19 protein-coding genes are annotated in these 24,660 nt (G+C 57.2%); 10 read left to right on the forward strand and 9 right to left on the reverse strand.

The window, feature by feature from the left end:
• Positions 1-262: 262 nt before the first annotated feature.
• From ACZA91_RS00220 to ACZA91_RS00235, 4 genes are all read left to right on the forward strand, one after another.
• Positions 263-1,051: a GUN4 domain-containing protein gene (locus tag ACZA91_RS00220; protein ID WP_463184124.1), complete on the forward strand. Its 789-nt coding sequence runs from the start codon at positions 263-265 to the stop codon at positions 1,049-1,051.
• A 33-nt stretch (positions 1,052-1,084) separates the two neighbouring features.
• Entirely contained in the window at positions 1,085-1,405 is a 321-nt protein-coding gene (locus ACZA91_RS00225) for a hypothetical protein (RefSeq protein ID WP_463184125.1), read from the forward strand.
• Positions 1,402-3,090 (forward strand): glycosyltransferase family 39 protein, encoded by a 1,689-nt coding sequence (locus ACZA91_RS00230; RefSeq protein ID WP_463184127.1) that lies wholly within the window; start codon positions 1,402-1,404, stop codon positions 3,088-3,090. The genes ACZA91_RS00225 and ACZA91_RS00230 overlap by 4 nt, the downstream gene beginning before the upstream one ends.
• Positions 3,091-3,324: 234 nt before the next feature.
• Positions 3,325-3,855 (forward strand): DUF4149 domain-containing protein, encoded by a 531-nt coding sequence (locus tag ACZA91_RS00235; protein ID WP_190355141.1) that lies wholly within the window; start codon positions 3,325-3,327, stop codon positions 3,853-3,855.
• A 25-nt stretch (positions 3,856-3,880) separates the two neighbouring features.
• On the opposite strand, the gene ACZA91_RS00240 is transcribed toward ACZA91_RS00235, so the two are convergent.
• The 3 genes from ACZA91_RS00240 to trpS form a co-directional block, all read right to left on the reverse strand.
• The gene (locus ACZA91_RS00240; RefSeq protein WP_463184129.1) at positions 3,881-4,177 is read right to left on the reverse strand and encodes a hypothetical protein; all 297 of its coding nucleotides are present in this window, start codon (positions 4,175-4,177) and stop codon (positions 3,881-3,883) included.
• A gap of 14 nt (positions 4,178-4,191) precedes the next feature.
• On the reverse strand, positions 4,192-4,848 hold the full coding sequence (locus ACZA91_RS00245; RefSeq protein WP_190355142.1) for an SDR family oxidoreductase: 657 nt from the start codon (positions 4,846-4,848) through the stop codon (positions 4,192-4,194).
• A 78-nt stretch (positions 4,849-4,926) separates the two neighbouring features.
• A complete protein-coding gene (gene trpS, locus ACZA91_RS00250) occupies positions 4,927-5,946 on the reverse strand; it encodes a tryptophan--tRNA ligase (protein ID WP_099533599.1) in 1,020 nt (339 codons plus the stop codon).
• A gap of 282 nt (positions 5,947-6,228) precedes the next feature.
• Between trpS and ACZA91_RS00255 the strand changes: the two genes are divergently transcribed.
• Complete coding sequence (locus tag ACZA91_RS00255) at positions 6,229-6,642, forward strand: hypothetical protein (protein WP_463184133.1); 414 nt, start codon at positions 6,229-6,231, stop codon at positions 6,640-6,642.
• On the opposite strand, the gene thyX is transcribed toward ACZA91_RS00255, so the two are convergent.
• The 4 genes from thyX to ACZA91_RS00275 all read right to left on the reverse strand — a co-directional run bounded on the left by thyX (position 6,639) and on the right by ACZA91_RS00275 (position 11,664).
• Positions 6,639-8,012 (reverse strand): FAD-dependent thymidylate synthase, encoded by a 1,374-nt coding sequence (thyX, locus tag ACZA91_RS00260; protein ID WP_463184134.1) that lies wholly within the window; start codon positions 8,010-8,012, stop codon positions 6,639-6,641. The genes ACZA91_RS00255 and thyX overlap by 4 nt on opposite strands.
• Positions 8,013-8,081: 69 nt before the next feature.
• Entirely contained in the window at positions 8,082-8,663 is a 582-nt protein-coding gene (dcd, locus tag ACZA91_RS00265; protein ID WP_099533595.1) for a dCTP deaminase, read from the reverse strand.
• Between the two features lie 151 nt (positions 8,664-8,814).
• Positions 8,815-9,345, reverse strand: a complete 531-nt coding sequence (locus tag ACZA91_RS00270) for a cob(I)yrinic acid a,c-diamide adenosyltransferase (protein WP_099533594.1) — start codon at positions 9,343-9,345, stop codon at positions 8,815-8,817.
• Positions 9,346-9,483: 138 nt separating this feature from the next.
• Positions 9,484-11,664: a Calx-beta domain-containing protein gene (locus ACZA91_RS00275; RefSeq protein WP_463184136.1), complete on the reverse strand. Its 2,181-nt coding sequence runs from the start codon at positions 11,662-11,664 to the stop codon at positions 9,484-9,486.
• A 99-nt stretch (positions 11,665-11,763) separates the two neighbouring features.
• On the opposite strand from ACZA91_RS00275, the gene ilvC reads away from it, so the two are divergent.
• Positions 11,764-12,756: a ketol-acid reductoisomerase gene (gene ilvC, locus ACZA91_RS00280; protein ID WP_099533592.1), complete on the forward strand. Its 993-nt coding sequence runs from the start codon at positions 11,764-11,766 to the stop codon at positions 12,754-12,756.
• Positions 12,757-13,039: 283 nt separating this feature from the next.
• Here ilvC and ACZA91_RS00285 read toward each other — a convergent pair whose 3' ends face one another.
• The gene (locus tag ACZA91_RS00285) at positions 13,040-14,722 is read right to left on the reverse strand and encodes an NAD(P)H-quinone oxidoreductase subunit 4 (protein WP_099533614.1); all 1,683 of its coding nucleotides are present in this window, start codon (positions 14,720-14,722) and stop codon (positions 13,040-13,042) included.
• Positions 14,723-15,188: 466 nt separating this feature from the next.
• The gene (locus tag ACZA91_RS00290) at positions 15,189-18,161 is read right to left on the reverse strand and encodes a cation-translocating P-type ATPase (RefSeq protein ID WP_463184138.1); all 2,973 of its coding nucleotides are present in this window, start codon (positions 18,159-18,161) and stop codon (positions 15,189-15,191) included.
• A 233-nt stretch (positions 18,162-18,394) separates the two neighbouring features.
• On the opposite strand from ACZA91_RS00290, the gene ACZA91_RS00295 reads away from it, so the two are divergent.
• The 4 genes from ACZA91_RS00295 (at position 18,395) to ACZA91_RS00310 (ending at position 24,618) form a co-directional block, all read left to right on the forward strand.
• Positions 18,395-19,534, forward strand: a complete 1,140-nt coding sequence (locus ACZA91_RS00295; RefSeq protein ID WP_463186482.1) for an ATP-binding protein — start codon at positions 18,395-18,397, stop codon at positions 19,532-19,534.
• 144 nt (positions 19,535-19,678) lie between these two features.
• Positions 19,679-20,785 (forward strand): CIA30 family protein, encoded by a 1,107-nt coding sequence (locus tag ACZA91_RS00300; RefSeq protein ID WP_463184140.1) that lies wholly within the window; start codon positions 19,679-19,681, stop codon positions 20,783-20,785.
• 79 nt (positions 20,786-20,864) lie between these two features.
• Positions 20,865-23,867 (forward strand): ATP-dependent Clp protease ATP-binding subunit, encoded by a 3,003-nt coding sequence (locus ACZA91_RS00305; protein ID WP_463184141.1) that lies wholly within the window; start codon positions 20,865-20,867, stop codon positions 23,865-23,867.
• Between the two features lie 142 nt (positions 23,868-24,009).
• A complete protein-coding gene (locus ACZA91_RS00310; RefSeq protein ID WP_463184142.1) occupies positions 24,010-24,618 on the forward strand; it encodes an L-threonylcarbamoyladenylate synthase in 609 nt (202 codons plus the stop codon).
• Positions 24,619-24,660 lie beyond the last annotated feature (42 nt).

The raw sequence follows: 24,660 nt of genomic DNA on the forward strand, positions 1-24,660 counted from the left end.
GAATTAGTACTGAGTTGGCGCTGCATTGATTCTGAACGGCGTTACCATCAACCCGTGATCCCAACGGTTGATTAACCCCAGCAGCTCAGGCAACGACCCGCAGGGTTCATCAACAGGGGTTCATCAACACACTGAGCGCCAGGAAATAGAAACCAGAAAATCAGGCAAAATAACCCACAGACAAACGCCGATCGCCCCCGATGGTTGCAAAATCTTGCATAACTGGAGCGATCGCCCGGGGTTGAGCAACGCAGGAGAATGCATGGCTGAGTTATCCACCTGCCTGGACTGTGGCGGAGCAGTGCCCTTGGGGGCGGCGGCCTGTCCCCATTGCGGGGCGATCGACTATTTGGGATTGCCCTGTGCGGTTTGTCAGCAGCCGATCGCCCCCTCGGCGGTGGTTTATTTACCCCAGTTACAGCGCTTCTTTCATGAAGACTGCTTGGCTCAGGTGCAATTAGCCCCGCGACCCTGTGGCAGTTGTGGAGCCTTGGCCCTGGATGCGTCCTTGGAACATTGCCCCAACTGTGGTGCGCCTCTGGATCACCAGGCCTGTAAATTTTGTGGCCATGCCTTTGCACCAGATCTGACCGGCTGTGAGGATTGGATCCACAAAGTTGAACGAGATGGCCTGCTCATTTACGAAGATATTGCCCGCCGAGGCGAAGCCCATCGGATTTGTGCGGAAGCAAGGGGCGGGTTTGCCCGCCAAGATTTGTATCAGGATTTGTTTGAAGCATTGAAAGTGGGAGATTGGCGATCGGCCGATCGAGAAACCGATCGGCTAGTGCGTTACTTTGCCGCCCAATGCTCCTTTCTGGAATTACCCACGGCGGAACTGCAACAGATTGATGAGCTGTGGGTGACCTACAGTCGCGGGCAATTTGGCTGGAGTATTCAAGCGGCCCTGTGGACAGAATTGGGTGGACAGCCGGGAGAGTGGGATCCAGAGGTTTATGAGCAGTTGGCGGACTATGTGGGCTGGCAAGTGACCCTGTTTGATCCCGATGCGGTGTGCCAGGATGACAGGAAACGGCTAGCCCTATGGTGACAACGGTTTCGGGGCACTGCGCCCGATCGGGTGGTGGAACTGATTCCTTACGATTCCCTCATTTTTGACCTGTCGGCTCCGGTGGGTCATTTGCCCTACCCCGGTGCGGAGACGGGGCGCAACTTTGCAGCGGGGCGATCGCGCCAAGACTCTTGGGATGTACCCTATTTGGCGCTTCACTGGCCTCCGGCCGATTGGTCGGCCGTCGAGGAGGATCGATTCATGAATGATGACCAGGAGCATGGGTTGAGATTGCCAGCGGATGATGTTCCCGATGATGATCTCCCTGAGGAGTTCGATGATTTGCCGGATGCCGCCGCTGAGATTGCCCGCGATCGGGATGTGAACCCATGAGCAGCTCCCCGAAGCGATCGAGCCGATTTGGGAATTTAGGCGGTTTTTGGCCCGGCGGATCTGGGCCGGGCCGATCAGGTTGGGTGATTGGGTTCGTTTTGGTGGTGGCGGTGCTGTTGCGGTTTTCGGCCCTCGATCGCGCGGTTTACTGGTACGACGAAACCATCACCTCCGTCCGCATTGCTGGTTATACCAAGGAGCAAGTGGAGGACTTTTTCCAGCCCCAGGGGCGGCCTGTTTTCCCCGCTGATTTAGTTCCCTTGCAGCGATCGGGCGATCATCCTTGGCTGGCGACGCTCCACAGCCTGGCCACCGAAACCCCCGACCAAGTGCCGCTCTATTACCTGTTGCTGCGGGGCTGGACGCACTTGGCAGGGGACTCGGTAGCGGCGATTCGGGCCTTTTCTGCCCTGGTGAGCCTGCTGGTGTTTCCGGCTTTGGTTCTGTTTGGGCAGGCTTGGTTAGCCGATTGGCCCAGGGCCCGATCGGTGATTGGTTTGGCGATCGGTCTGGTGGCCGTTTCCCCGATCCAAGTGGTCTATGCCCGCGAAGCCCGGGGCTACAGTTTGGCGGTGGTGTTGTTTTTGTTGGCCAGTTGGGCCCTGTTGCGTGCTCTGCGGCTCGATCGCTTGGGCAAACCCACCCGATCAGCCTGGATGACCTACGGAGTCTTGGTGGCCTGCAATTTCTATGGCCATTTGCCCTTGGCCCTCGGGATTGCTGCCCAAGGAGCCTACGTGGCCCTGCGGGGATGGCTGGAGCGATCGCACCGGGGTTGGAATGCCTTGCGCCATAACCTTTTGGCCTGGGGTGGTTCCCTGCTGGGGGCGTTGGTGCTGTTTAGTCCCTGGCTGGTTTGTTGGTTGACCTATCGAAAACCCATGGGTTGGATCGATCGGGAGCTGACTTGGGGAACCTTGGTACAGCGTTGGGGCCTGAATTTCAGCGCGATCGCCCTGGATTGGCAAGCCTGTTTCGATCGGCCCCTGTTTGACATCACCCAGGAAACCGACCCGATCGCCCTGTCCTGGCATTGGCTCCCGATCGGGTTGTTGCTGGCGATGGTTGCGATCAGCATTCGGCGGTTGCTGCGGGTCACGCCGCCGGATATTTGGCTGTTTCCCCTACTGACTGGCGCGATCGCCCTGCCCTTTGCCCTGTTGGATGCGGTGGATGGCGGCCAGCGATCGACCATTGCCCGCTACTTCCTTCCGGCCTACTTGGCCCTCACCTGGGTGCTGGCCTTTGGTCTCAGCGAAGCTTGGGCTAACCAACGGCGGCGGCCTTGGGCTGCGGGGGCGATCGCCCTGTTGTGGGTGGTGGGGCTGTGGTCCAGTAGCCAAGGCGTGATGGCTCCCACCTGGTGGAACAAATACAGCAGTTACGACGATCCGGCGATCGCCCAGCGGGTGAGCGAGCTGCAGCCACCCGTGGTGATCAGCGGCAATGCTCTGCGGTTGCTTACCCTGGCCCGTCGCCTGCCATCCCAAGCCCAACTGATTTACCTAGAAGAACCCGATCTGCCCCTTCCTGAAACCATTCAGCGGGCGATCGCCTATCGGCCCAAGACAGAATGGCTCGATCGGCTCAAAACCAATCCCCGCTACCAAATCCAGGCAATTGAACCCTTTAACAACACTTGGATCATTCAAGCGCTCGATCAATCACCCCCCAAAGCGCCCTAGCACTGATCGATCGGCCGATCGTCAACATTGGAACCTGACCCATTCTGAAACTTGGGCAATGAGCAACCGAAGAACTTCATTTTTTCGATCAGACCATGATCCTCAATTCTCTAGATTCTTCAGCAATCGCCGGTATTACGGTTCATGTGCAAATCATGAATAAACCCAACAAAGGCTACCGCTGATCTCGGAAGTTTCCTAGGCTAGAAATTGGAATTTAGGAGGCGATCGAGCATGAGTTCTGAATTTAAAACCAGTCTCAGCCACGCTCTCGGTCTGGGGCAATCGGCTTGGAAAATGACCGTTGAGATCGCCCTCTTGTTGTGGGTTGGGGCCACCTTGGCGATCGACCTGGCGGCCATGCCGGCCCTCTACATGGGCGGCATGATGGAGCGGCCCGACTTTGCGCCCGTGGGTTGGTTACTGCTCAATGGGTTTAACCACGTGGGGCTGTTGGTGGCCGGGGTAGTGATGGCCGGTGCGCTGGCCTTGGGATATCGCCACGAAGTGAGCCGCCTCAGCGAGCGGTGGGTGGTGGCGATCGCGGCGGTGCTGATGGCCATCATGTTGATGCAAACCTATTGGCTCGCGCCGACCATGGCGGGGCTAGGGGCTTCCCTGTCTTGGGCTAGCACTGCTCCCTCGGTTCCGGCGGCCATGACCCTTTGGCATGGGGGCTACTTTGGGCTGGAAACCCTGAAGCTGCTGTTGAGCGGCAGCCTGTTGGGGTTATGTGTGCGTGGGGCGGTGGTGCGCCAATCCTAATGGCTTGTTGTGTGCCAGTTTGAGGTTAATTCCCTGGCGTGATCGGGGCGCTGGGGGTGGGTACGCCAATCAGTCCAAATTTTTGGAAGGCAATCACCACCCCTACGGAGATGACCGCCCCGATCGCCAGACCCGCCAAAAGCAAGATCAAGAAAGTGCGCTGCATCAATTTTTTGGTGCGCGCATCCACGCTTTGGGGAGCCACTAGCCCGGTGCCGTAGCGATCGCCCCCGGGTTCTCCGGTGGGAGATCCAGGCAGTGAACCGGGCAGCGACGACCCAGAACCCCCCAAGGGATTGGGATTGGATGAGTTAGGAAACATTGATCGAACCGCGCTTAAACGCTGGCAAAAAGGGCTGACCAAGGCTGCACGGGGGCATCATCCCGCGCCACGATTTCCACAATTTTGTTGCGGGCCGCCGGTTCCCACAAGGCTTCGACACAAACCTTGGCCACCTGCGATCGGGGAATCGATCCCTCAAAGAGCGTATCGGCAGTGCTCATCACCACAGGAGTGTCCCGATCTTCGTTTTTCAGACCGCCGGGCCGCACGATCGTGTAGGTCAGTCCGCTGTTTTGCAAGTAGCGCTCACCTTGTTGTTTCCAAAACAAAATCAACCAAAACAAATTCAGCGGGTGGAGCAGCTTGGACACACAAAGGGAAGAGACCAGCACCAACTGCTCAATGCCCGCCGCCTTGGCTGCATCGGTTAAGTTCTTGGTTCCCAGATAATCCACCTGCAAGGGCCCCGTTGGATCCAAGCTGGGCCTGGCTCCGGCAGCGCTCAAAACCACTGTGCAACCGGCTAAGGCAGAGTCGATCGAGCGGCGATCGAGTAAATTGCCCTGCACCACTTCCACCGAATCCGGCAAAATCGCGCGAGCGGTGGCCAAATCGCGCACCACGGCCCGCACAGGCACTTGGCGATCGACCAAGGCTTGCACAATTCGCCGGCCCGTTTCGCCGGTTGCACCAAACACCACGGCTTTCATCGCTGTTTCCGTCTCCCTTGTCCAGTTGGTTATGGTCTCTGATCGCCCGTCAGCGGGTGATTAACCCTCGAATCGGCCCTAAAGCGGTCGCGAATAGCCCAAAGCATCCTTCACCCGAAGCAGGGTGGCATTGGCCACGGCGGCCGCCTTTTCGCGACCATCCCGCAACACAGATTCCAGATAGCCCCGATCGCCCATCACTTCGTTATATTTTTGCTGAATTGGCTCCAGCGCCGCGATCGTCGTTTCCGTCAGCAGGGGCTTGAACTGTCCCCAACCCATGTCGGCACATTCCGCCGCCACTTCCTCGCGGGATTTGCCGGACAAAATTTGATAGAGACCCAACAGGTTGTGGCATTCGGGGCGATCGGGGTTATTAAACTCCAAACCGCGCTGGGGGTCAGTTTTGCAGCGCTTAATTTTCTTGGCGATCGTGTCGGGGCTGTCCAACAGCTCAATCCGGCTCATCTCCGTCGGATCCGACTTCGACATCTTCTTCGTCCCGTCCGTCAGGCTCATCACGCGGGCCCCTTCCTTGCGGATGGCGGGTTCAGGCACTTTCAAAATCGGCCGCTCCTCGCTGCCGTATTGATGATTCACCCGAATCGCCACATCGCGGGTTAACTCCAAGTGCTGCTTCTGGTCTTCGCCCACCGGCACCAAATCCGCGTCATAAAGCAAAATATCCGCCGCCATCAACACCGGATAGTCCAGCAGACCCACACTGACATTTTCGCCTTGCTTCAGGGCTTTTTCCTTAAACTGAATCATCCGCTCCAGCCAATTCAGGGGCGTGACGCAATTCAGCAACCAAGCCAATTCGCTGTGGGCGCTCACGTGGGATTGGATAAAGATTGTGGAGCAACTGAGGTCAATTCCACAGGCCAAGTAGAGGGCGGCAATCTTGAAGCTGTCCGCGGCCAACACCGCCGGATTGTGGGGAACGGTGATGGCGTGCAAATCCACCACACAGAAAAAATTGTCGTACTGGTGCTGATCGACGACCCAATTACGGATTGCGCCCAAGTAGTTGCCGAGGTGGATGCTGCCGGTGGGTTGTACGCCGGAGAGAACTCGTTTTTTGCTGGTTTGGCTCATGGGTTGCAAAGGGGGCCGATCGGGTGGAGCAGTTTTCTAGGTTGTCTGGGCGGCGACGAGGGAAACGATCGATGGCTCTTGTTCGTCTAGCAATTCCAACGGGGGAACTGCTGGCGTTTCTTGCCACCGCTTAGGAATCCTAGCGCGGCAGTTCGCCGGATTCAATCTGGATGACGATCGGGTTGGATAGCGATCTGGGTGCAGGCTGGGGCAATAACTTGGCTACAATCCGAGAAATTTTGCCTGAACTGTTGAGCTTGATTAGTGAAGAGGGCGATCGCGATGGGGCGGGTTATGGTCTGGGGATGGCGTTTGAGCGGCGGGGCGATCGGAGTCTTGTTGGGCGTGGGGTTAGGAACAATGGGGGCGATCGCCCAACCGGCAGCCCCCAGTGGCTCTTCGGGCAGCAGCCCCAAGCCCTCTTTTTTTGAAGAGTCTCGGCGGCCGGCCCGCACCGGCTTTTCCGAAACCTTTGTGATTGATGCCCTGGATGGGATGGCGGATCCTCTGGGTGGGCGCGGCGCAACCGGTAGCGGCACACCCAGCACCGTGAGCGAGGGAGCCAATCGCCCCCGCAGCAACACCCCTAGCGCCACACCGAACAATCCCAGCTCTCCACTGCCACCCGGGCTACCCCCTGGGTTCGATCGCACCACCGTGATTATCATTCGGCCAACCGTCAATAATCAGCGCTAGGGCGACAACCGCGCCTTACCCAACCGATTGGTTTCATACCAGTCGGCCAAGGCCGGCATCCAATCTTTGAAATGCACCATCAACAAGTCGCACAGCTTTTGAATTTCCAACTGTGCGTCAGCTTTGGCCCGCAAATCGAGAATGTGCATGAGCGATCGGGCATTGCAACTCATCACGAAATGCTGGCGCACATCGAAGGGAATCAACCCGCGAGCGTGCTCTTCGGACAGGCCTTCCTCAATCCGTTGTTTATAGCGCTTGCAAGCTTCTAAGCACCAATCCAAATCCGCTTGCCGTTGCTCAGGCGAATAAAAATACTTTTTCCCTTGGCGATCGGCGTAGTAACCAACCGGCCGCAGGTAGAAAATTTCCTCGAGCGATCGAGTGCCATTCAAAACATCCAAAATTCGCATTCCCGAATATCGGAAGGAATTGTGAACCACGAGTCCGTTAGCTACAAAGTTATGCCAATCTCCACTTACCTCCAAGTCATAGGTCATCTGGACTCCCAAGTATTCCACCGCAATCACCCGCACAGGATGAGCTTTCAACTTCCGACTGGGTGGCTGGGGAGTTATTCGAGGCGTTAGCCAGGCTTGGTTTTGGTAAGTGGGTATTTCCGCAGAAACAGCAATCCCGTTGCACATGACAAAGCGATCTCGCTCAATCCGTAGAACCTCACCTTGTTCGTCCACGACTAGCCCAACAGCTTCTGCCATTGTTTTCCAGCCCTGATCTGTGAACAAACGATGGTTCGTGGTGCAGTCCAATGTCTTCCCATTTTCGAGTGTCACTCGATAAACGGGTTGCAGACCACTGCACATCACGTCTTGAATATGACCCGTTTCAAAAAAGCCGGTTTCTTCATTGAGCACCCGCAATCGCATTTTTTGCAGGCGTTTTCGACAACTTCGTCGATAGGTTCCTGGTGGTTCACCATGGCGACCTCGCATTTGGCGCTCTCGGATCGACCGTTCGCCATTTGTCCAGAGGTCATGAAGTTCAGCGATCGTTCTTTTGTGTTTTTGACTAGTTTCACCTTCACAGTTAACAAAGGTAATTTCTGTGCTGCCTGCTAGACATTGAACATCGAAGGAGATTCCTACTCGATGAGTCCGCAATTGTTGCATGGTTGAATGGGGGAAAAAGCCCACATTAAACACAATTTGCGGATGCTCGATCGGCCCAAAATGTCCCCGATTTCCCTGTAAGAGGTGCTTGATAATTAATTCACCCGCTCGGGCCTCGTCGGGGAATTGATCGCGCTCATCAACCACAAAGTTTTCCGAATAATCCTGGTGCATGGCTGCCCACACCAACTGCTGAGGATTGGGCATGGCGGAAAGCACTTCAACACGAAACAGATCCATGACGTTCGAGGGAAAGCGACAATGAGGGGCAGGAAAAGGGAGATGGATAAACGGCAAACTGGGTGCGAATTAGACTCGAGCAATCACGATCGACTCGGGTTGGTCTTGATATTTCCCCCGGCGGGTTTCATAGCTGACTTCGCAAGGATCCCCTTCCATAAAGAGCAATTGCACAATGCCTTCATTGGCATAGATCCGGCAATCGGCGCTCGATGCGTTGGAAATTTCCAGGGTCAAATGGCCGCGCCAGCCCGCCTCCGCTGGGGTCAAGTTGGCAATCAAGCCGACACGGGCGTAGGTGCTTTTGCCGATGCAAAGGACGGTGATGGTGTCGGGAATTTGCAAATGCTCTAGGGCGACTCCGAGGCCGTAGGAGTGGGCCGGCAGGATGAAAAATTCACCGTTCTCATCGCGGTGTAGCTCGGCGGGATCCAGGTTGGCGGGGTTGAAGTTTTTGGGATCAACGACTGTGCCAGGAATGTGGCGAAAAATTTTGAATTCCTTGGGCGACAGGCGGATGTCATAGCCAAAACTGCTGCACCCATAGGAGATGACGGGATGCTGTTCGATGCGCCGTACAAGTTTTGGCTCGAAGGGGGAAATCATCCCTTGGCGGGCCATCTCGGTAATCCAGGCATCGTTCTTGAGCATGATCGTCAGCGAGTGAGGTAGGGCAGCAAGCCACCTTAGCATAAAGCAGCCTTGGGCTTGCTACCCCTGGCTGTGATGGCTTTCGGGGACGGCGCAATCTAGGGCGCAATCCCGATCGAGCAGACCAGCCCAAACCAGCCAGAGTTAACGATCAAGAACGACGACTGCGACGCACTTCGGTGATTTGGTCAGCCGCATCCAACAGCGATTGGGGTACGTCGGGCCCAGTCAAAATCACGTCCAGGTGTTGCGGGCAGCGATCGAGCAAATCCAGCACTTCCTTGCAGTCGATCGCCCCCAGCCGAATGGCCAAGCTTAATTCATCCAACACGATTAGCTCGTATTGTCCCGACTGCACCCGATCGACCACCTGTTGCCAAAGATCACGAATGGCGGCGATTTCTTCGGGTGTGGGCTGGGTTTCATCCAAATTGCGCGAGAGGTCACAACGCAGCCAATCCAGTCGTTGCACCAAGGAGATCGGATGGTCGCTGCCCTGACGAATACCGCCCTTGAGGAATTGGGCCACTAACACCGACTGTCCCTGGCCGGCCACGCGCAGGGCCTGGGCCATTACATCTGTCAGAAACGTTCGCCGGGGCGCGGTAAACACCTGCACCAAACCATGAGCGAGGGAGTTGGACGATCGCGATAGGGTGGAAACCTCAAGTTGCGAGACCATAGCTGATGGGACACCCACAATATCTAGCGTGAAACAGAAAACCTTTTTCAGTCAAACACTAGATATGCGACCCGTCAATGTTGAAGCAAATCAAAATTTTTGCTGTTCAGCAGGCTACGAATTGCAGTGGCGAGCAGCCTAGCCGATCGCGATGTCGTCCAAAATCAGCTTGTCTGCTTGGCTGCCGAAGGTGACCGATCGGGCAATGCCACTGAAGTTCACCACGAAGGGATCGCGGGTCAGGGCATAGGCTCCCACGGGTAAGTTGCTGTCGGCGGTTAGGGGCAGATCGATGATGGCCAAAATGTTTCCGGTGCCGTTGGGCCCATCGTAGAGGGTCACTTCATGGCGGCCATCCCCATCGGGATCCCGGCGCGGATCAAGGGCAAAGGGGGCCGCATAACGGAAACTAAGTCGATCGCGAAACCCGTTGGCCACGGTCATCACAATCGATCGCCCTTCTCCGTAGGTCATCACTTGGGCGGCAGCTCCGGCATTCAGCAGCGGATCGGTGAAGTTGCCGCTGCCACCCGCGTTGTAATCCAAAATTCCTAGGGCATTGCTGGAAAATTGAACGCCCGTAATCGGATCCGTGCCGATCGGCTGGAGATCGCGCACTTGCCCAAAGTTGACCTGGGCTGTGAATCGATCGTTATCGGCAATCTCCAACACGGCCGTATTTTGCCGCCCCAGCAAGGCCCCGCCCGTCGGGTTGACCAGGGCCAGATTCACCACTTCGGTGGTTTCCAACAGGGCATCATCCCCGATCGAGAATTGAATGGTTTTGGGTGTGGTGTCCCCGTCGGCAAAGCTCACCAGAGTGCTGGCGGGAATACCAAAATCAGCACCGGGAACCGCCGTGCCGCTGGTGGTGGAAATGAGGGCGGTGACGGGGCCGCTGCTGCCGTTGCTGCGGGTGACCGTCACCGAGGCGATTGCCTGGCCTTCCACCACGCTAAAAACTGGCTGGCTGAAGGATAAAGTTCCGGCGGGGCCGTCGTTGTCGATGATTTCCAAGCGGGCGGCGGGGCGTTCTCCGGTGCTGGCTCCGTTGGTCAGGTTCACCAGCCGCAAAATGGCGCTGCGGGTTCCATCCTCCACGAAGTTGTCAATCAGCGGAACCCGGACAAATTGGGTGGTGCTGTCTCCGTCGGCAAACCGCACCACGGTGGGTTCCGGTGCGCCCAGGTCGCGGAAGACGATCGCGCTGTCATTGACAATATCGATCGTGGCGGTAATTTCGCCGTTGGTGCCCCCCGTGCGCGTGATGGCGATCAGGGCGGAACCATCGCTTTCTTCGACGCTGTAGACGGAGCCGCTGAAATCCAATCGTCCCGGTGAAGCCGCTGAAGGCTGGTCATTGTCCTCAATCAAGAGGGTCGCCTGCGTGCGATCGCCCAGTTTGCTGCCCCCGGTTGGATCCGCCAAGGTGAGGCGCAGGGTTTCCGTTCCCTCCACCAGCAGGTCATCCACCAACGGCAACACCACCGAGACTGATCGCTCATCGGCCCCAAACTCCGCCACGACTGGCCCATCCAAGCGCAAATCTTGGCCCAAGATCGCCGTGCCATTGCTCACACCCACCGTGACCGTTTTGGTGGTGATTGGCGATTTCAGAAAGGGAAAACTGCGCTCAATGCGAATACTGGTGAACGGTGTGCCATCTTCCCGAATCTGAAAAGTGCTGTCGCTAAATTGCAGCACCTCCGCTTCCACAAATCGATCGCGCCCCAAGTCTGCCAACCGCACATTGGCCACCCGGGCCAGCAGATTGGTCGTGCCCTTCAGAAAAATCAGCACTTCGCCGGGGCTGTCGGTGGTGCTGGTGGCGATGGTGTCATTGGCGCGATCGCTAACCCGCACAATCTCCAAATCCTCGAACCGCAGCCCCGGAGCCAGCCCAATTCGATCGCTCGTTGGATCAAAATCCTCAATCCGTTGCAGGGCCGTTGCTGTGCCGGTTCCGGCCTCAATCACAAAAATATCGCTGCCCGCCCCTCCTCGCAGGCGATTGTCCCCCTCGTTGCCGCCCAGAATGTCGGCTCCAGCACCGCCGATCAGGGTGTCGTTGCCCAGGCCGCCGTAGAGGATGTCATCGCCACTGGTTCCGGTTAGGGAGTCATTGCCCCCCTGCCCCAAAACCGCCTGGGCTTCCGTCAAATTCAGCCGATCATCCCCATCGGTCAGCACTAGCAACGCCATACCCAAACCTCTTTCAACGTTCCCTATAAATCGCTTGACGACCAATCCCCGATCGCGTTCCCCAAGGGCAACCTGAGCCAAATCAACGGTTCCCGTACCGTTTGACGTTTGGCCCACAGGCAACCTGAGCCGGGCCAACGGTTCCCGTGCCGTTTTGCGCTAGGATCGAACACTTGCAATGCCCCTTGCACGGCCCACGTCCGAAGGAGAAATCAAATGGCTCGGTTGTACTACGACAACGACGCAAACCTAGACCTGCTGAACGGCAAAACCGTCGCGATCGTCGGCTATGGCTCCCAAGGCCATGCCCACGCCCTTAACCTCAAAGATAGCGGCGTAAACGTCATTGTCGGCCTTTACGAAGGCAGCAAATCCACCGCCAAAGCGCGGGAAGCCGGTCTAGAAGTCGTGTCCGTGGCCGAAGCCGCCAAGCGTGCCGACTTCATCATGATTCTGCTGCCCGATGAAGTGCAAAAGACCGTTTACAGCAACGAAATTCTGCCGAACCTGAGCGCGGGCAAATTGTTGGCCTTCGCCCACGGCTTCAACATTCACTTTGGCCAAGTGGTTCCCCCCGCCGATGTGGACGTGGTGATGGTGGCTCCTAAGGGCCCCGGCCACCTGGTGCGCCGCACCTATGAGCAAGGCCAAGGCGTGCCTGCTCTGTTTGCGGTTTATCAAGACGCAACCGGCAAGGCCCGTGACCTGGCCATGGCCTACGCCAAGGGCATCGGCGGCACGCGCGGCGGCATCTTGGAAACCACCTTCCGCGAAGAAACGGAAACCGACCTGTTTGGTGAGCAAGCGGTGCTTTGCGGTGGCTTGAGCGCCTTGATCAAGGCAGGTTTTGAAACCCTGGTGGAAGCGGGTTATCAGCCCGAGTTGGCTTACTTCGAGTGCTTGCACGAAGTGAAGCTGATTGTGGACTTGGTGGTGGAAGGCGGTTTGGCCAAGATGCGCGACAGCATCTCCAACACGGCGGAATACGGTGATTACGTGACGGGCCCCCGCATCATCACTGACGAAACCAAGGATGAAATGCGTCGGGTGCTGAAGGATATCCAAGATGGAACCTTCGCCCGCAATTTCGTGTTGGAAAATCAGTCCGGTAAGGCTGGCTTCACGGCCATGCGTCGTCGGGAAGCAGAACACCCGATCGAGGAAGTCGGTAAGGATCTGCGGGCCATGTTTAGCTGGATGCAGAAATAGGATTCCCAGGAATTTCCTAGGGTGTCTTTAGCAAATTAATCATGACTAATCCAGGCTTATGAGTCTGGATGCGGCTTGAAAAGATAGCTTTCAAGGGAGTCGATCGGCTCCCTTTTTTGATCTGTATTTTTTTTGGGCTGTATTTTTGCGGATCTGGTAACTGAATCGGGGGCGATCGACCATCTTCTTGAGATAGCGATCGCCCCCGATCGAAGTCTATTCAGTTAACCAATGAATTGACCGAGCGGCGAAACCGGGCATTTTCCAACCCGGTTCCACTGCCCTATTCCGCCAGCGTCGGAGCCTGAGCCACCTTCTGGGCGATCGACCGTTGGAACAGACCCTGGGCAAAGAACTCAGGATTGGCCTTCGCGATCGTGTAAGACTCCCGCACCTGCGAGTTCACGGCCACCGTCTTCACGTCATAGACCTTCGTGGCCAGTTGCGGATACACCCCGATCGCCACGATCGGAATCAGGAACGCCATCGAAATGGCCACCTCACGCTTCCGGGCATCCCGGAACACGGCCTGATCCGGCAACACGCAATCGGTACCGAAACAAACTGCGCCTTCCACATCCTGGTTTTGCAGGCCTGCATTGCCCACCTCGCAAGCCAGATCCGCACTCGTGCCGTAAAACACCTGACGCAGCATCGACAGCAGATAAATCGGCGTGAGAATCACGCCCACCGCAGCCAAGAACACCGTCACCGTGCAGAACGTGGAGCTATAGATATCGCTGCTGGTGAACCCAACGAACACCGCCAGCTCACTGGCAAAACCACTCATCCCCGGCAGCGCCAAGGAAGCCAGCGCCCCCGCCGTGAACAGCGCAAACACCTTCGGCATCAGTTGACCCATGCCGCGCATTTGATCCATCGCCAGGGTGTGGGTGCGGTCATAGGTCACACCCGCCAAGAAGAACAGCAGTGCTGCAATCAGACCATGGGACAGCATTTGCAGCATTGCGCCGCTGACCCCCAAGTCGGTGAACGAAGCGATGCCCAGCAGCACGAAGCCCATGTGCGACACGGACGAATAGGCCAAGCGGCGCTTCATATTCGTTTGGGCAAAGGAAGCGAAAGCACCATAAATGATGTTCACCACCCCCAGAATGGCCAGTACCGGTGCGAAGTAGATGTGGGCATCGGACAGCAATTCCAGATTCAGGCGAATCAACCCATAGCCGCCCATTTTCAACAGCACACCCGCCAGAATCATGGACACGGGTGCAGAAGCTTCCCCGTGGGCATCCGGCAACCAAGTGTGCATGGGGAAAATGGCTAGCTTGACCCCGAATGCAATCAACAAACCCGCATAGAGCAACAGTTCCAAGCCCAAGGAATAGTTCTTGAGGGCCAAGTCTGCGATGTCAAAGGTGACGGGGCCGTCGCCGGACAGGGCCAAGGCCAAACCAGCAACCAAGATAAAGATCGAAGCGGCAGCGGTGTAAATCAGAAACTTGGTGGCGGCGTAGCGGCGCTTTTGACCGCCCCAAATGGAAACCAGTAGATACACCGGAACCAGTTCCAATTCCCACTGAATGAAGAGCAGCAGCAGGTCTTGGGCCACAAACACCCCGATTTGGGCTGCATAGAGCACCAACATCAGGAAATAGAACAACCGGGGCTTGCGATCGACCTGCCAGGAGGCCCACATGGCCAACGTGGTGACGAATCCAGCCAACAGGACAAGGGGCATCGAGATGCCGTCAACGGAGACGGCCCAGCTAAAGCCGATTTGCGGCAGCCAGGGATATTTTTCAACCAGTTGGAAGCTGGAGTTGCTGGAGTCGTAGTGCGTCCAGAACGTATAGACCATCAATAGAAAGTCCAATACGCCGACGCTGAGTGCGAACCAGCGGACGGTTTTGCCGTTGCGATCGGGGAGGAGGGGAATCAGGAAGGCCGCGATCAGCGGAAACAGAATGATCGCGGTCAGCCAGGGAAAATGATCCGCCATGATGGTGGTGAGCAAGAATACTTACTGCCTTATGGATGTTGCTATTCTACTGACTTCGTAAAGCGTTATTCATAAATCTTTTTTGCTGTAAGTAAAGAATTAAAAATGGGAATTTTGGGCAATTTTTGCCAGAAATCCTGCTATTGAGCCATTTGGGTGTTCAAGATTGCTGACGAGATCATGATCAGGAATGTCAGTGATTGGTCATTAATTGATAAAGAAATCTAAACTTTCAGTTCAGCAGACCTGAAGACTGGCGCGATCGCGTTACATTTAGCAATTTTTTGATCACCGGCCGCTGTCTTCAGGGGGGTGATTCTGTTCGCGGCGATCGAGGCCCAAAGCACGATCGCCACCAGCCATCAAAAGCCATTAAAAACAAGCCATAAAAAAGGGGGACGATCGCCCCCCATCATGCTCATGCCAGTGATTTCAGTAATGTCACTGCTTGCGGCTGAATGCCGATCGCCTAGCGCTTGTTCCAGAACCAACGGAGGAACAGCTTTTCGCCCTCAATCCAAACCACAATCAGGGCGCTGAAGCCAAGACAAACCAGCAGCTCCGTGAAGTCCAACGCCGAAGTGCCAAAGAAAGATTGCAGCGGCGGCAGGTAAACCAACGCCAGTTGCAACAGCGTGGTGAGCGTCACCGACCAGAGCACATAGGGATTGGAGAACATATTCATTTCCACAATCAGCTTCGTGTCCGATCGCACGGCCAAAGCGTGGCCCATCTGGGCAATGCAAAGGCTCGTGAAGACCATGGTTTTCCAGCTTTCGGGGTGGTCAGTGCCTTGGGCATAGTTATAAGACCAAACCATGAGAACGATGGTGACCACCGCAAACACAATCCCGATCCGCACCATGTAGGCCCCCAATCCACGCGCGAAGATGCCTTCGTGGGGGGCATGGGGTGGCCGCTGCATCACGTCCGGGGAAGCGGGTTCCATTGCCAAAGCCAAGGCCGGCAACCCATCGGTGACCAAGTTCATCCACAGAATTTGCAGGGGCGTGAGGGGCACCAAATCGCCACCCACCTGGGAAATGGGGATGATCAGAGGAGCGCTGGCGATCGTCAGCACTTCACCGATGTTGGAGCCGAGGATGTATTTCACGAAGCGGCGAATGTTGTCATAAACAACGCGGCCTTCTTCGGTGGCGGCAACGATCGTGGCGAAGTTGTCATCCAGTAGCACCATGTCACTGGCTTCTTTGCTGGCATCGGTACCGGTGATGCCCATGGCGATGCCGATGTTGGCCTGCTTGAGGGCGGGCGCGTCGTTCACGCCGTCGCCGGTCATGGCGGCGATTTTGCCTTGGTGTTGCAGGGCTTTCACAATCCGCAGCTTGTGTTCTGGGGAAACGCGGGCATAGACGGAAACGCGGCCCACGGCTTCTTCCAGTTCCCCTTGGGTCATCCTTTCCAGTTCCGTGCCGGTCAAGACCCGATCGCCCTCGGCGGAAATGCCCAACTCCTGGGCGATCGCTTTGGCGGTCAGTTGGTGGTCACCGGTAATCATCATTGGGCGAATGCCAGCCATGCGACAGCGGGCCACGGCTTCATTCACTTCCGGGCGCGGCGCGTCCATCATGCCCACCAATCCGAGCCAAATTAGGTTCTGTTCGGGGTCGGTGGCGGAGCCGTTCGGTTCCGATGAATGATTGTTGGCTTCGGGGGGCAGTTGATCCAAGGGTTTGTAGGCTAAGCCCAAGACCCGTAGTCCTTTGCTGGCCAGTTGGTTATTGCGCTCCAAAATGTCGGCTCGATCGGCTGGGGTCAGGGGGCGAGCCTCGGCACCACTTTGGACGCGATCGCACCGTTCCAGCACCAATTCTGGCGATCCCTTGCTGGCCATCAAAACCTTGGCGGGGCCGGTGATGGCTGTCAACGACAGGGGCCCGGCCTGATCGGTGCGCACAAACACGCTCATCCGTTTGCGATCGGACGAAAACGGAATTTCAGCGGCGCGGGGATAGCGCTTCGTCCACTCTTCCTGGTTCAGGTTGCCTTTGCCGGCCAGGGCCAACAGCCCTCCTTCGGTGGGGTCACCAATGATCATCCAAGGCGACTTGCCCCGATCGGTTACGGTTTTGTCGCACTGCAAAATGGCATCGTTACAGAGCACGCAGGCCGACAGCAGCAAGTATACGTCCGGCGCTTCCTGGGCCAAAGTTTCGGCGGCGATCGGCTCACCCACTGGGCCCGTCGCATCCACCGGTTGCAGAGAGCCGAAGGGTTCGTACCCTTGGCCCGTGACCCGCACGGAGCGATCGCACAGTTCCAGGGCCTGCACAATCATCTTGTTTTGGGTCAGCGTCCCGGTTTTGTCGGAACAAATGGTGGTGACTGAGCCAAGGGTTTCCACGGCCGGTAGCTTGCGAATCAGGGCATGGCGGCGCACCATCCGCTGCGTTCCCAAGGCCAGCGTCACGGTAATTACGGCGGGCAATCCTTCCGGAACCACAGCCACCGCCATACTGAGGGACACTTCCAACAGCTTGCGGAAGTTTTCCCAACCCAGGGCAAAGGTTCCACCCACCACCACCAGCACCACCAACACCATGGAGCCGGTGACCAGGGCCTTGCCCAACTGCTCCATCCGCTGTTGCAGGGGGGTTTCTTCCGCTTCCACGGACTGGATCATGGTGGCAATTTTGCCCAGTTCCGTCCGCATTCCGGTTTCCGTGACCAGCACCTTGCCGCGGCCCTGAATCACTTCTGTGCCCTGAAACACCAGGTTGAGGCGATCGCCCAGGGATGTTTCCGGATCCAGGGTCAAATTCACCTGCTTATCCACCGCATGGGCTTCCCCGGTCAAGGCGGCTTCTTGAATTTGCAGATTGGCCAGTTCCAAAATTCGGCCATCGGCGGCCACCTGGTTTCCGGCTTCAATCAACATCACATCGCCGGGAACCAGTTCCTTGGCATCTACTTCCAAGATTTGCTGATCTCGCTGCACCCGAACTCGGGGGGATGACAATTTTTTGAGGGCGGATAGGGCTTTTTCGGCCCGACTCTCCTGCAAATAGCCCAACGTGCCGTTCAAAATCACGATCACAAAGATGGCCAAGGCATCCTTGGGAAAGGGAAATTTGCCCTGTTGGAAGCCTTCCGCCAAGCTGAGGTTGGCCTGTTGGGTGCTTTGCCAACCTTCAAACAAATCCAGGCCGGCGGACACGAAGGCAACCCCGATCAGCATCAGCAACATGATGTCGCCAAACTGACCCAACAGAATTTCCCAAACGCTGCGGCCACCGCCGTCATCAAGTTCGTTGGGCCCGTATTGGGCCAGCCGATCGCGCACTTCGGCGGAACTGAGGCCGGTTTCGGGTCGGGCTTGCAACTGCTCGATCGCGGCTTGTGGATCCAGGGAATGCCAGGCCACGGGCTTGGCTGCCGCCGCGTTGGGGGTGGCCGTGCGGGCAGGAGAGTCAATAGTCATAGATCTGGAGGGGGTGGGTGACCAAACCCGATCGCTCTAGTGGGATGGTGGGCGATCGCGGGGTTTGGGATCAGAAAATTTGCAAATGGGCTTTGGTCGCGTTGGTCGCTAAAAATTGCGATCCCCTAAGGCGAGATGAGTCAGCGGGATCGGCTGGCACTATTATATAGTGCTATCAGGATCGCAATCGATCTTGATTGAAGTCCGTCACTGGTTTGGCTGAGGTTGTGAAAATGGTCATCCTTTCGCCCGTGGCGGCTGCGAATGCATTTCCCGATCGCCCCCCGCTGAATCCCTTTATTCCGCCCTATTTGGTGGGCCGCGTGAGCGATCGGGAGCAGTTGTGTCAAATTCTGCAAGCGGATGGCGACGTGCTGTTGGCCGGAGTGCCGGGCATTGGTCGGCGCACCCTTTTGACCTATGCGGCCGCCAGTTTGGGGGCCCAAGTCATGGAAATTGATTGCTTGCGGGCCGTGAGTCCGGAGCGATTGGTGGACTGCTTGGCCACGGGTATTTTGCAAGCCTGCCGCCAAGAGCGGGAGCGCCAAACCCTGCAACGCTGGGCCGAAACCATGGGGGCCACCATCCGCTGGGGTCATCGGCCGGAACTGCGGTTGCCGCCCACGGCCGATCAGTGGGCGAGTTTTCAATCTTTGCTGGCCTTGCCCCAACAGTTAGCCGATGGGCTGAACTATCGGGTGGTGATGGTTTTGGCAAACTTACCCCACCTTAGGTCATGGGATCGTGACGGGCGCTGGGAGCAATATTTGCGGGCCGAAATTCAGCGACAAACCCGAGTGAGCTATGCCCTGATTGCGACAACAGCCGATGAGTGGGTCACCGATCACAATTTGGCGATTTTGTTGCTGCCTCCCCTGTCGGCGGCGGAATTGGAACCCTGGCTGCGGGAACGGAGCGATCGGCTGGGGTTGCATTGGACTCCGGAGGCGATTCGACGGTTTGCCCTGAATGCGGGGGGCCATTTTGGCGAGTCGATCGCCCTGGCGCGGCGAATTTGGCTTGATGTGTTGGCGGGGCAACGGGGCCGATCGACGGCGACCCCGGTGGCGATTACGGCGGAGCAAGTCGATCGCGCGGCGATCGGGTTAGTGGAGGACTTGTCGGCCACGTTTGAATCCTTGCTGTTGTTGCTGCCCGATTCCCAAGTGCGGCTGCTGGAAAGTTTGGCGTTGGATCCGACCGATCGCCCCCATGCGCGGGAATATGTCCAAAAACACCGCCTTTCGCGGGGGGGCGGCCTGCAAGGGGCCCTGGCCAGCTTGCAACAAAAGGGCTTGGTTTACGGGCCCGATTTGGGATATCGGGTGGCTTTGCCGCTCATGGCCCTTTGGTTGCGCCATCGATTGGGCTAAATCACGGCCCATGGTTCCGCAAAGCATTGGTGGAAATCATTAGGATCAATACAGTTCACAGGATCAATCAGTCCACTGCATCGAGTCTTTTCCTAAATCGTTTCCCATTGTTTCCTAAATCGTTGATTCACCCCACGCAAACCAATGGCAACTTGGGCATTTGATCGATTCGTCAGCACCCTGCGCTATTTTGGGGTGTTTCCCGTGATTGGTGATTTTGGTTGGGTACAAAAACTGATGGGGACACAGGCCAAGGTGGATTGGATGGAACCGTCTTTAGCCCAGACTGCGCGCCCGATCGCCCTGGTGTGGGGGGCCTGTGGGGATGTGGGCCGGCGGGTGGTGCGCTTGCTCCTGCAACGGAACTATCAGGTTTGGGCCTTGGGAGTCGATCGGGCCCGGCTCCCGGCCGATCCCCAACTCCATTGGCTGACCCTTGAGCAATGGGCTGAAGCGCCGATCGAACAGGCGGCGGCAATTTTGATTTTTGGAGCGGCGGCCCCCGAAGCCTGGGTCGATCGCGCGGCTCAAGCGACCCGATCGCCCCAACGATCGCCGCAAATGGTTTGTGATTTTCGGCAACCCAGCCCCGAACTGGCCCAAGTTTGGGGGGCGATCGACGATGTGGTGATGGGCGGAGTCAGCAGCAGCGATCTGCGTCTGTTTAATGGGTATGGCCTATTTGCGGGCAATGTTTCCACCGACAATTCCGGGGGGTTCGCCTCCATTCGCACCCGCAATTTTCAGGAACCGATTAATCTGTCGGCCTTTGAGGGGTTGGAATTGCGCATTAAGGGCGATGGCCAACGCTACAAGCTGATTTTGCGTGCGGAATCTCGCTGGGACGGCATTGGCTACTGCGCCTCTTTTGATACGGTCTACAACATTTGGCAAACGGTGCGCATTCCTTTCCGAACCTTGCGGCCGGTGTTTCGGGCCCGTACCTTGACCGATGCGCCCGGGTTTGATGCCGGAGCCTTGCGGGCCGTGCAGTTGATGTTGAGCAAGTTTGAATATGACGGGGATTTGAACCCCAAATTCAAGGCCGGTGGGTTTTCCCTGGCGATCGAAACCATCACCGCCTATGGCCAAGCAACGCCCTCGCGCTGGATCCTCTGCGGTGCTGCGCCGGAGTTTGTGGACTATTGGCAAGGGAGCGGCCTGAACGGCCAGGTCTTGGCAACGCCTGAGTCGATCGACCCGGCCCAAGCGGAGCAGCTCGCCCAAACTTGTCTTCAGGCTGTTGATTAACCCCTAAAATAGCCAACGTCCTCGTAGGCACTCCCGATCGACTACGATCGGGCCATGCTCACTTTTCCTAGCGCCATCCATGCAGCCCACCGACCCCAATCAATTCACCGAAAAAGCCTGGGAAGCGATCGTTAATTCCCAAGAAGTGGCCCGCCGGATGCGCCAGCAGAACCTGGAGGTGGAGCATGTGATCTTGGCTCTGCTGGAAATTAACGACACGGCGGCGGTGGTGTTGGAGCGGGCCCAACTGGATCCGGCCCAGGTGGCGCGGCAGTTGGAAAATTTTGGCCAGCGGCAACCCCGGGGCGGCGCGGGTGACCAGCTCTATCTGGGGCGGGGGTTAGATGCCCTGCTCGATCGGGCTGATGTGGCTCGGGAATCCTGGGGCGATCGGGAAATTGGCATTGATCACCTGCTGTTGGCCTTTGCCGATGACGATCGGGTGGGACGCAAAATTCTGCGATCGCTACGGGTCGATCCCCAGGATGTGGAGGCGGCCATTCGGGAAATTCGCAGCGCCATCAAGGCCCAGGAGCGATCGGCCGAAGCCACTGGCCCCGCCCGCGACAGCGTGAGCAAAGAAGAAGATCCCCTGGAAGCCCTGGAGCGCTTTGGACGCGACCTGACCGAACAAGCCCGGGCCGGCAAATTAGATCCGGTGATTGGACGCGATGAGGAAATTCGCCGCGTGATTCAGGTGCTCTCACGCCGCAGCAAAAACAACCCGGTGTTGATTGGGGAGCCGGGCGTGGGCAAAACCGCCGTGGTGGAAGGCTTGGCCCAACGGATTGTGAATGGGGATGTGCCGGAATCCCTCAAAAATCGGCGGTTAATTGTGCTGGACATGGGCAGCCTGATCGCCGGAGCCAAATTTCGGGGGGAATTTGAAGAACGACTGCGATCGGTCTTGCGGGCCGTGACCCACTCGGGTGGCTCCGTGGTGCTGTTCATCGATGAGCTGCACACCATCATCGGCACGGGATCGGGCCAAAGCAGCGCCATGGACGCGGGCAGCCTGCTGAAACCTATGTTGGCGCGGGGGGAATTGCGGTGCATTGGAGCCACCACCCTCGATGAATATCGCACCCATGTGGAAAAGGATCCGGCCCTGGAGCGGCGATTCCAACAGGTTTTGGTGGAAGAACCGACGATCGACGTGACGGTTTCGATCCTGCGTGGCCTGAAGGAGCGCTACGAAGTTCACCATGGGGTGAAGATTTCCGATGCGGCTTTGGTGGCGGCCACCCAACTGTCTAATCGCTATATTCCCGATCGATTCTTGCCCGATAAGGCGATCGATGTGGTGGACGAAGCGGCCGCCAAATTAAAAATGGAAATCACCTCCAAGCCGGTGGAGCTGGAGACGATCGAACGGCGGCTGCGGCAATTGGAAATGGAGCGGTTATCCTTGCAGGGCGAAACAGCCTCGCGCGATCGACTGCTGCGCATTGAAGCTGAAATTAGCACCCTTCAGAGTCAACAAACGGAGCTGGATCAACAGTGGCGGGGCGAGAAAGAATTGCTCGATGAAATTGGCAATTTGAAAGAGCAAGAAAGCACCCTGCAAAAACAAGTTGAACAAGCGGAACGGGACTATGATCTCAATTTGGCAGCCCAGCTTAAGTATGGCGACCTAGAGCGTATTCAAGAGGAACGAGCCGCCAAAGAATCCCAATTGTTGGCCATCCAAACGCAAATGGCCGTGCCCATGTTGCGAGAGCAGGTCACGGAAGCGGATATTGCGGAAGTGGTGGCGAAATGGACCGGCATTCCGGTTAATCGGTTGATGGAATCGGAGCGCCAAAAACTGCTGCAACTGGAGCGCTATTTACACGATCGCGTGATTGGCCAACAGGAGGCGATCACCGCCGTGGCCGCCGCCATTCGCCGGGCCCGCGCTGGCATGAAAGACCCGGGCCGCCCGATCGGTTCCTTCCTGTTTTTGGGGCCCACGGGAGTCGGCAAAACAGAATTGGCCCGCGCCTTGGCGGAGCTGCTATTTGATAGCGAAGATGCCATGATTCGGATTGATATGTCCGAATATATGGAGAAGCAAAATGTGTTGCGGTTGGTAGGTGCGCCGCCGGGATATGTGGGCTATGAAGCGGGTGGCCAGCTCACCGATGCGGTGCGGCGGCATCCCTATTCCGTGATTTTGTTTGATGAAGTGGAAAAGGCGCACCCAGATATTTTTAATATCTTGCTGCAAGTGCTGGATGATGGGCGCTTAACGGATGGTCAAGGGCGTGTGGCGGATTTCCGGAACACCATTTTGATCATGACCAGTAATCTGGGCAGCGAGCATATTCTGAAATCTAGCCTGGAAGAGGAAGGCTATGACGAAATGCGTGATCGGGTGTTGAAGGCTTTGCGATCGCACTTCCGCCCCGAGTTTTTGAATCGGGTGGATGAAACGATTATTTTTGAAGCCCTCTCGAAGGGGAATTTGCGCCAAATCGTGTCCATTCAAATGAAGCGAATTGAGCGATTGTTGGCCGATCAAAAAATTGCGATCGCCCTGTCTGAATCAGCTAAAACCTACATTGCCGATGTGGGTTACGACCCGGTGTATGGGGCCCGTCCCCTGAAGCGAGCCATCCAAAAGGAATTGGAAAACCCGATCGCCGATCAAATTCTGGCCGGCGCATTCACCGAAGGCGACACGATCGAGGTGGAAGCGATCGAGGTGAATGGTCAAACCAACTTGGTGTTTCGACGGGCCAGCGATCGGCCCACGGCGCATCCCGACGAAGCGACGGATTCGGAGCCAAACCCACCGCAGCCGCCAACTCTCCCCGAGGTGCTCAATCCCCCGGCGATCGACCCGCTCGATCAAGAACCGCTCGATCAAGATGAAGCGGGCGATCGGGATAACTTTGCCGTTACGGTAGCCGATCGGGACTTGGATGCCCTGGTGGATGTGGAAAAGGACGCGACCACCAACCCCCCGATCATTCCCACGGTGGTTGATTTGCCCGCCCTCGACTCCCTCGACCCAGAACAGCCGCCCCTGATTCCCACGAGCAAGATGTCTGAACCTGTTTTTTCCACCCGGTTCTATGACGAAGATGATGAGGTTTAGGGGTTGATGCAGCGGCTAAGTTGCTCCCGGTTGCGCCAAGCGCCCGCAGTTCTCGCACCCTAATTTTTCCTAATCTCTCCCAATTTCTTGTCATTTCTCGCCGATTTGGCCAACTGTTGCGATCGCACCAGGAGTTCTCAGCGTGCCCCAAGTCACTCTCTCAGCCCTAATCACCGGCTTGCGGACAGGAACCGCCCTCGCCAGTTTCCCTACGGATACGGTTCCGGCCCTGGCGGCTCGGCCCGATCGGGCCCCGGCGGTCTATGCCACCAAGCAGCGCGATTTCCAAAAGCCTCTGATTTTGATGGGGGCCCAGCCAGCGGATTTGTGGCCCTATGTGGACGATCGGGCCGGCGATCTGGGCCAATGGCAGGCGATCGCCCAAGACTATTGGCCAGGAGCCTTAACGATCGTGTTGCCTGCCCAGAGCGATCGCCTGCCGCCCATGAACGACATCTTGGGCCCCACACGCTCGATCGGGCTGCGAGTTCCCGCCTGTGAAGTGGCCAAGGCGATTTTGGCCCAAACGGGGCCGCTACTCACCACCAGTGTGAATCGATCGGGGCAGCCTCCTCTGCGGACGATCGCGGACATTAACCGAGAATTTCCCGAACTGTTGACCCTCAGCCCCGATGAAGTGGCCGCCATGGGCGATTCGGAAGTGGGTTCTGGCGAACCATCCACTGTGGTGCGCTGGGGGCCGACGGGCTGGGAAGTCTTGCGCCAAGGGGCCATCCAATTTCTTGGCTAAGATTATTTCTTGGCTAAGATGCTGGATCGCATTAACTATCCA

This window comes from Limnothrix sp. CMB-01 (assembly GCF_055193175.1).

Coding starts and splice junctions, on each gene's coding strand:
- ACZA91_RS00245 (WP_190355142.1), bottom strand. CDS start 4,848: ATGAAAGCCGTGGTGTTTGGTGCAACCGGCGAAACGGGCCGGCGAATT.
- thyX (WP_463184134.1), bottom strand. CDS start 8,012: ATGGATCTGTTTCGTGTTGAAGTGCTTTCCGCCATGCCCAATCCTCAG.
- ACZA91_RS00220 (WP_463184124.1), top strand. CDS start 263: ATGGCTGAGTTATCCACCTGCCTGGACTGTGGCGGAGCAGTGCCCTTG.
- ACZA91_RS00270 (WP_099533594.1), bottom strand. CDS start 9,345: ATGGTCTCGCAACTTGAGGTTTCCACCCTATCGCGATCGTCCAACTCC.
- ACZA91_RS00305 (WP_463184141.1), top strand. CDS start 20,865: ATGCAGCCCACCGACCCCAATCAATTCACCGAAAAAGCCTGGGAAGCG.
- dcd (WP_099533595.1), bottom strand. CDS start 8,663: ATGCTCAAGAACGATGCCTGGATTACCGAGATGGCCCGCCAAGGGATG.
- ACZA91_RS00255 (WP_463184133.1), top strand. CDS start 6,229: ATGGGGCGGGTTATGGTCTGGGGATGGCGTTTGAGCGGCGGGGCGATC.
- ilvC (WP_099533592.1), top strand. CDS start 11,764: ATGGCTCGGTTGTACTACGACAACGACGCAAACCTAGACCTGCTGAAC.
- ACZA91_RS00290 (WP_463184138.1), bottom strand. CDS start 18,161: ATGACTATTGACTCTCCTGCCCGCACGGCCACCCCCAACGCGGCGGCA.
- ACZA91_RS00235 (WP_190355141.1), top strand. CDS start 3,325: ATGAGTTCTGAATTTAAAACCAGTCTCAGCCACGCTCTCGGTCTGGGG.
- ACZA91_RS00300 (WP_463184140.1), top strand. CDS start 19,679: ATGGCAACTTGGGCATTTGATCGATTCGTCAGCACCCTGCGCTATTTT.
- trpS (WP_099533599.1), bottom strand. CDS start 5,946: ATGAGCCAAACCAGCAAAAAACGAGTTCTCTCCGGCGTACAACCCACC.
- ACZA91_RS00295 (WP_463186482.1), top strand. CDS start 18,395: ATGGTCATCCTTTCGCCCGTGGCGGCTGCGAATGCATTTCCCGATCGC.
- ACZA91_RS00230 (WP_463184127.1), top strand. CDS start 1,402: ATGAGCAGCTCCCCGAAGCGATCGAGCCGATTTGGGAATTTAGGCGGT.
- ACZA91_RS00240 (WP_463184129.1), bottom strand. CDS start 4,177: ATGTTTCCTAACTCATCCAATCCCAATCCCTTGGGGGGTTCTGGGTCG.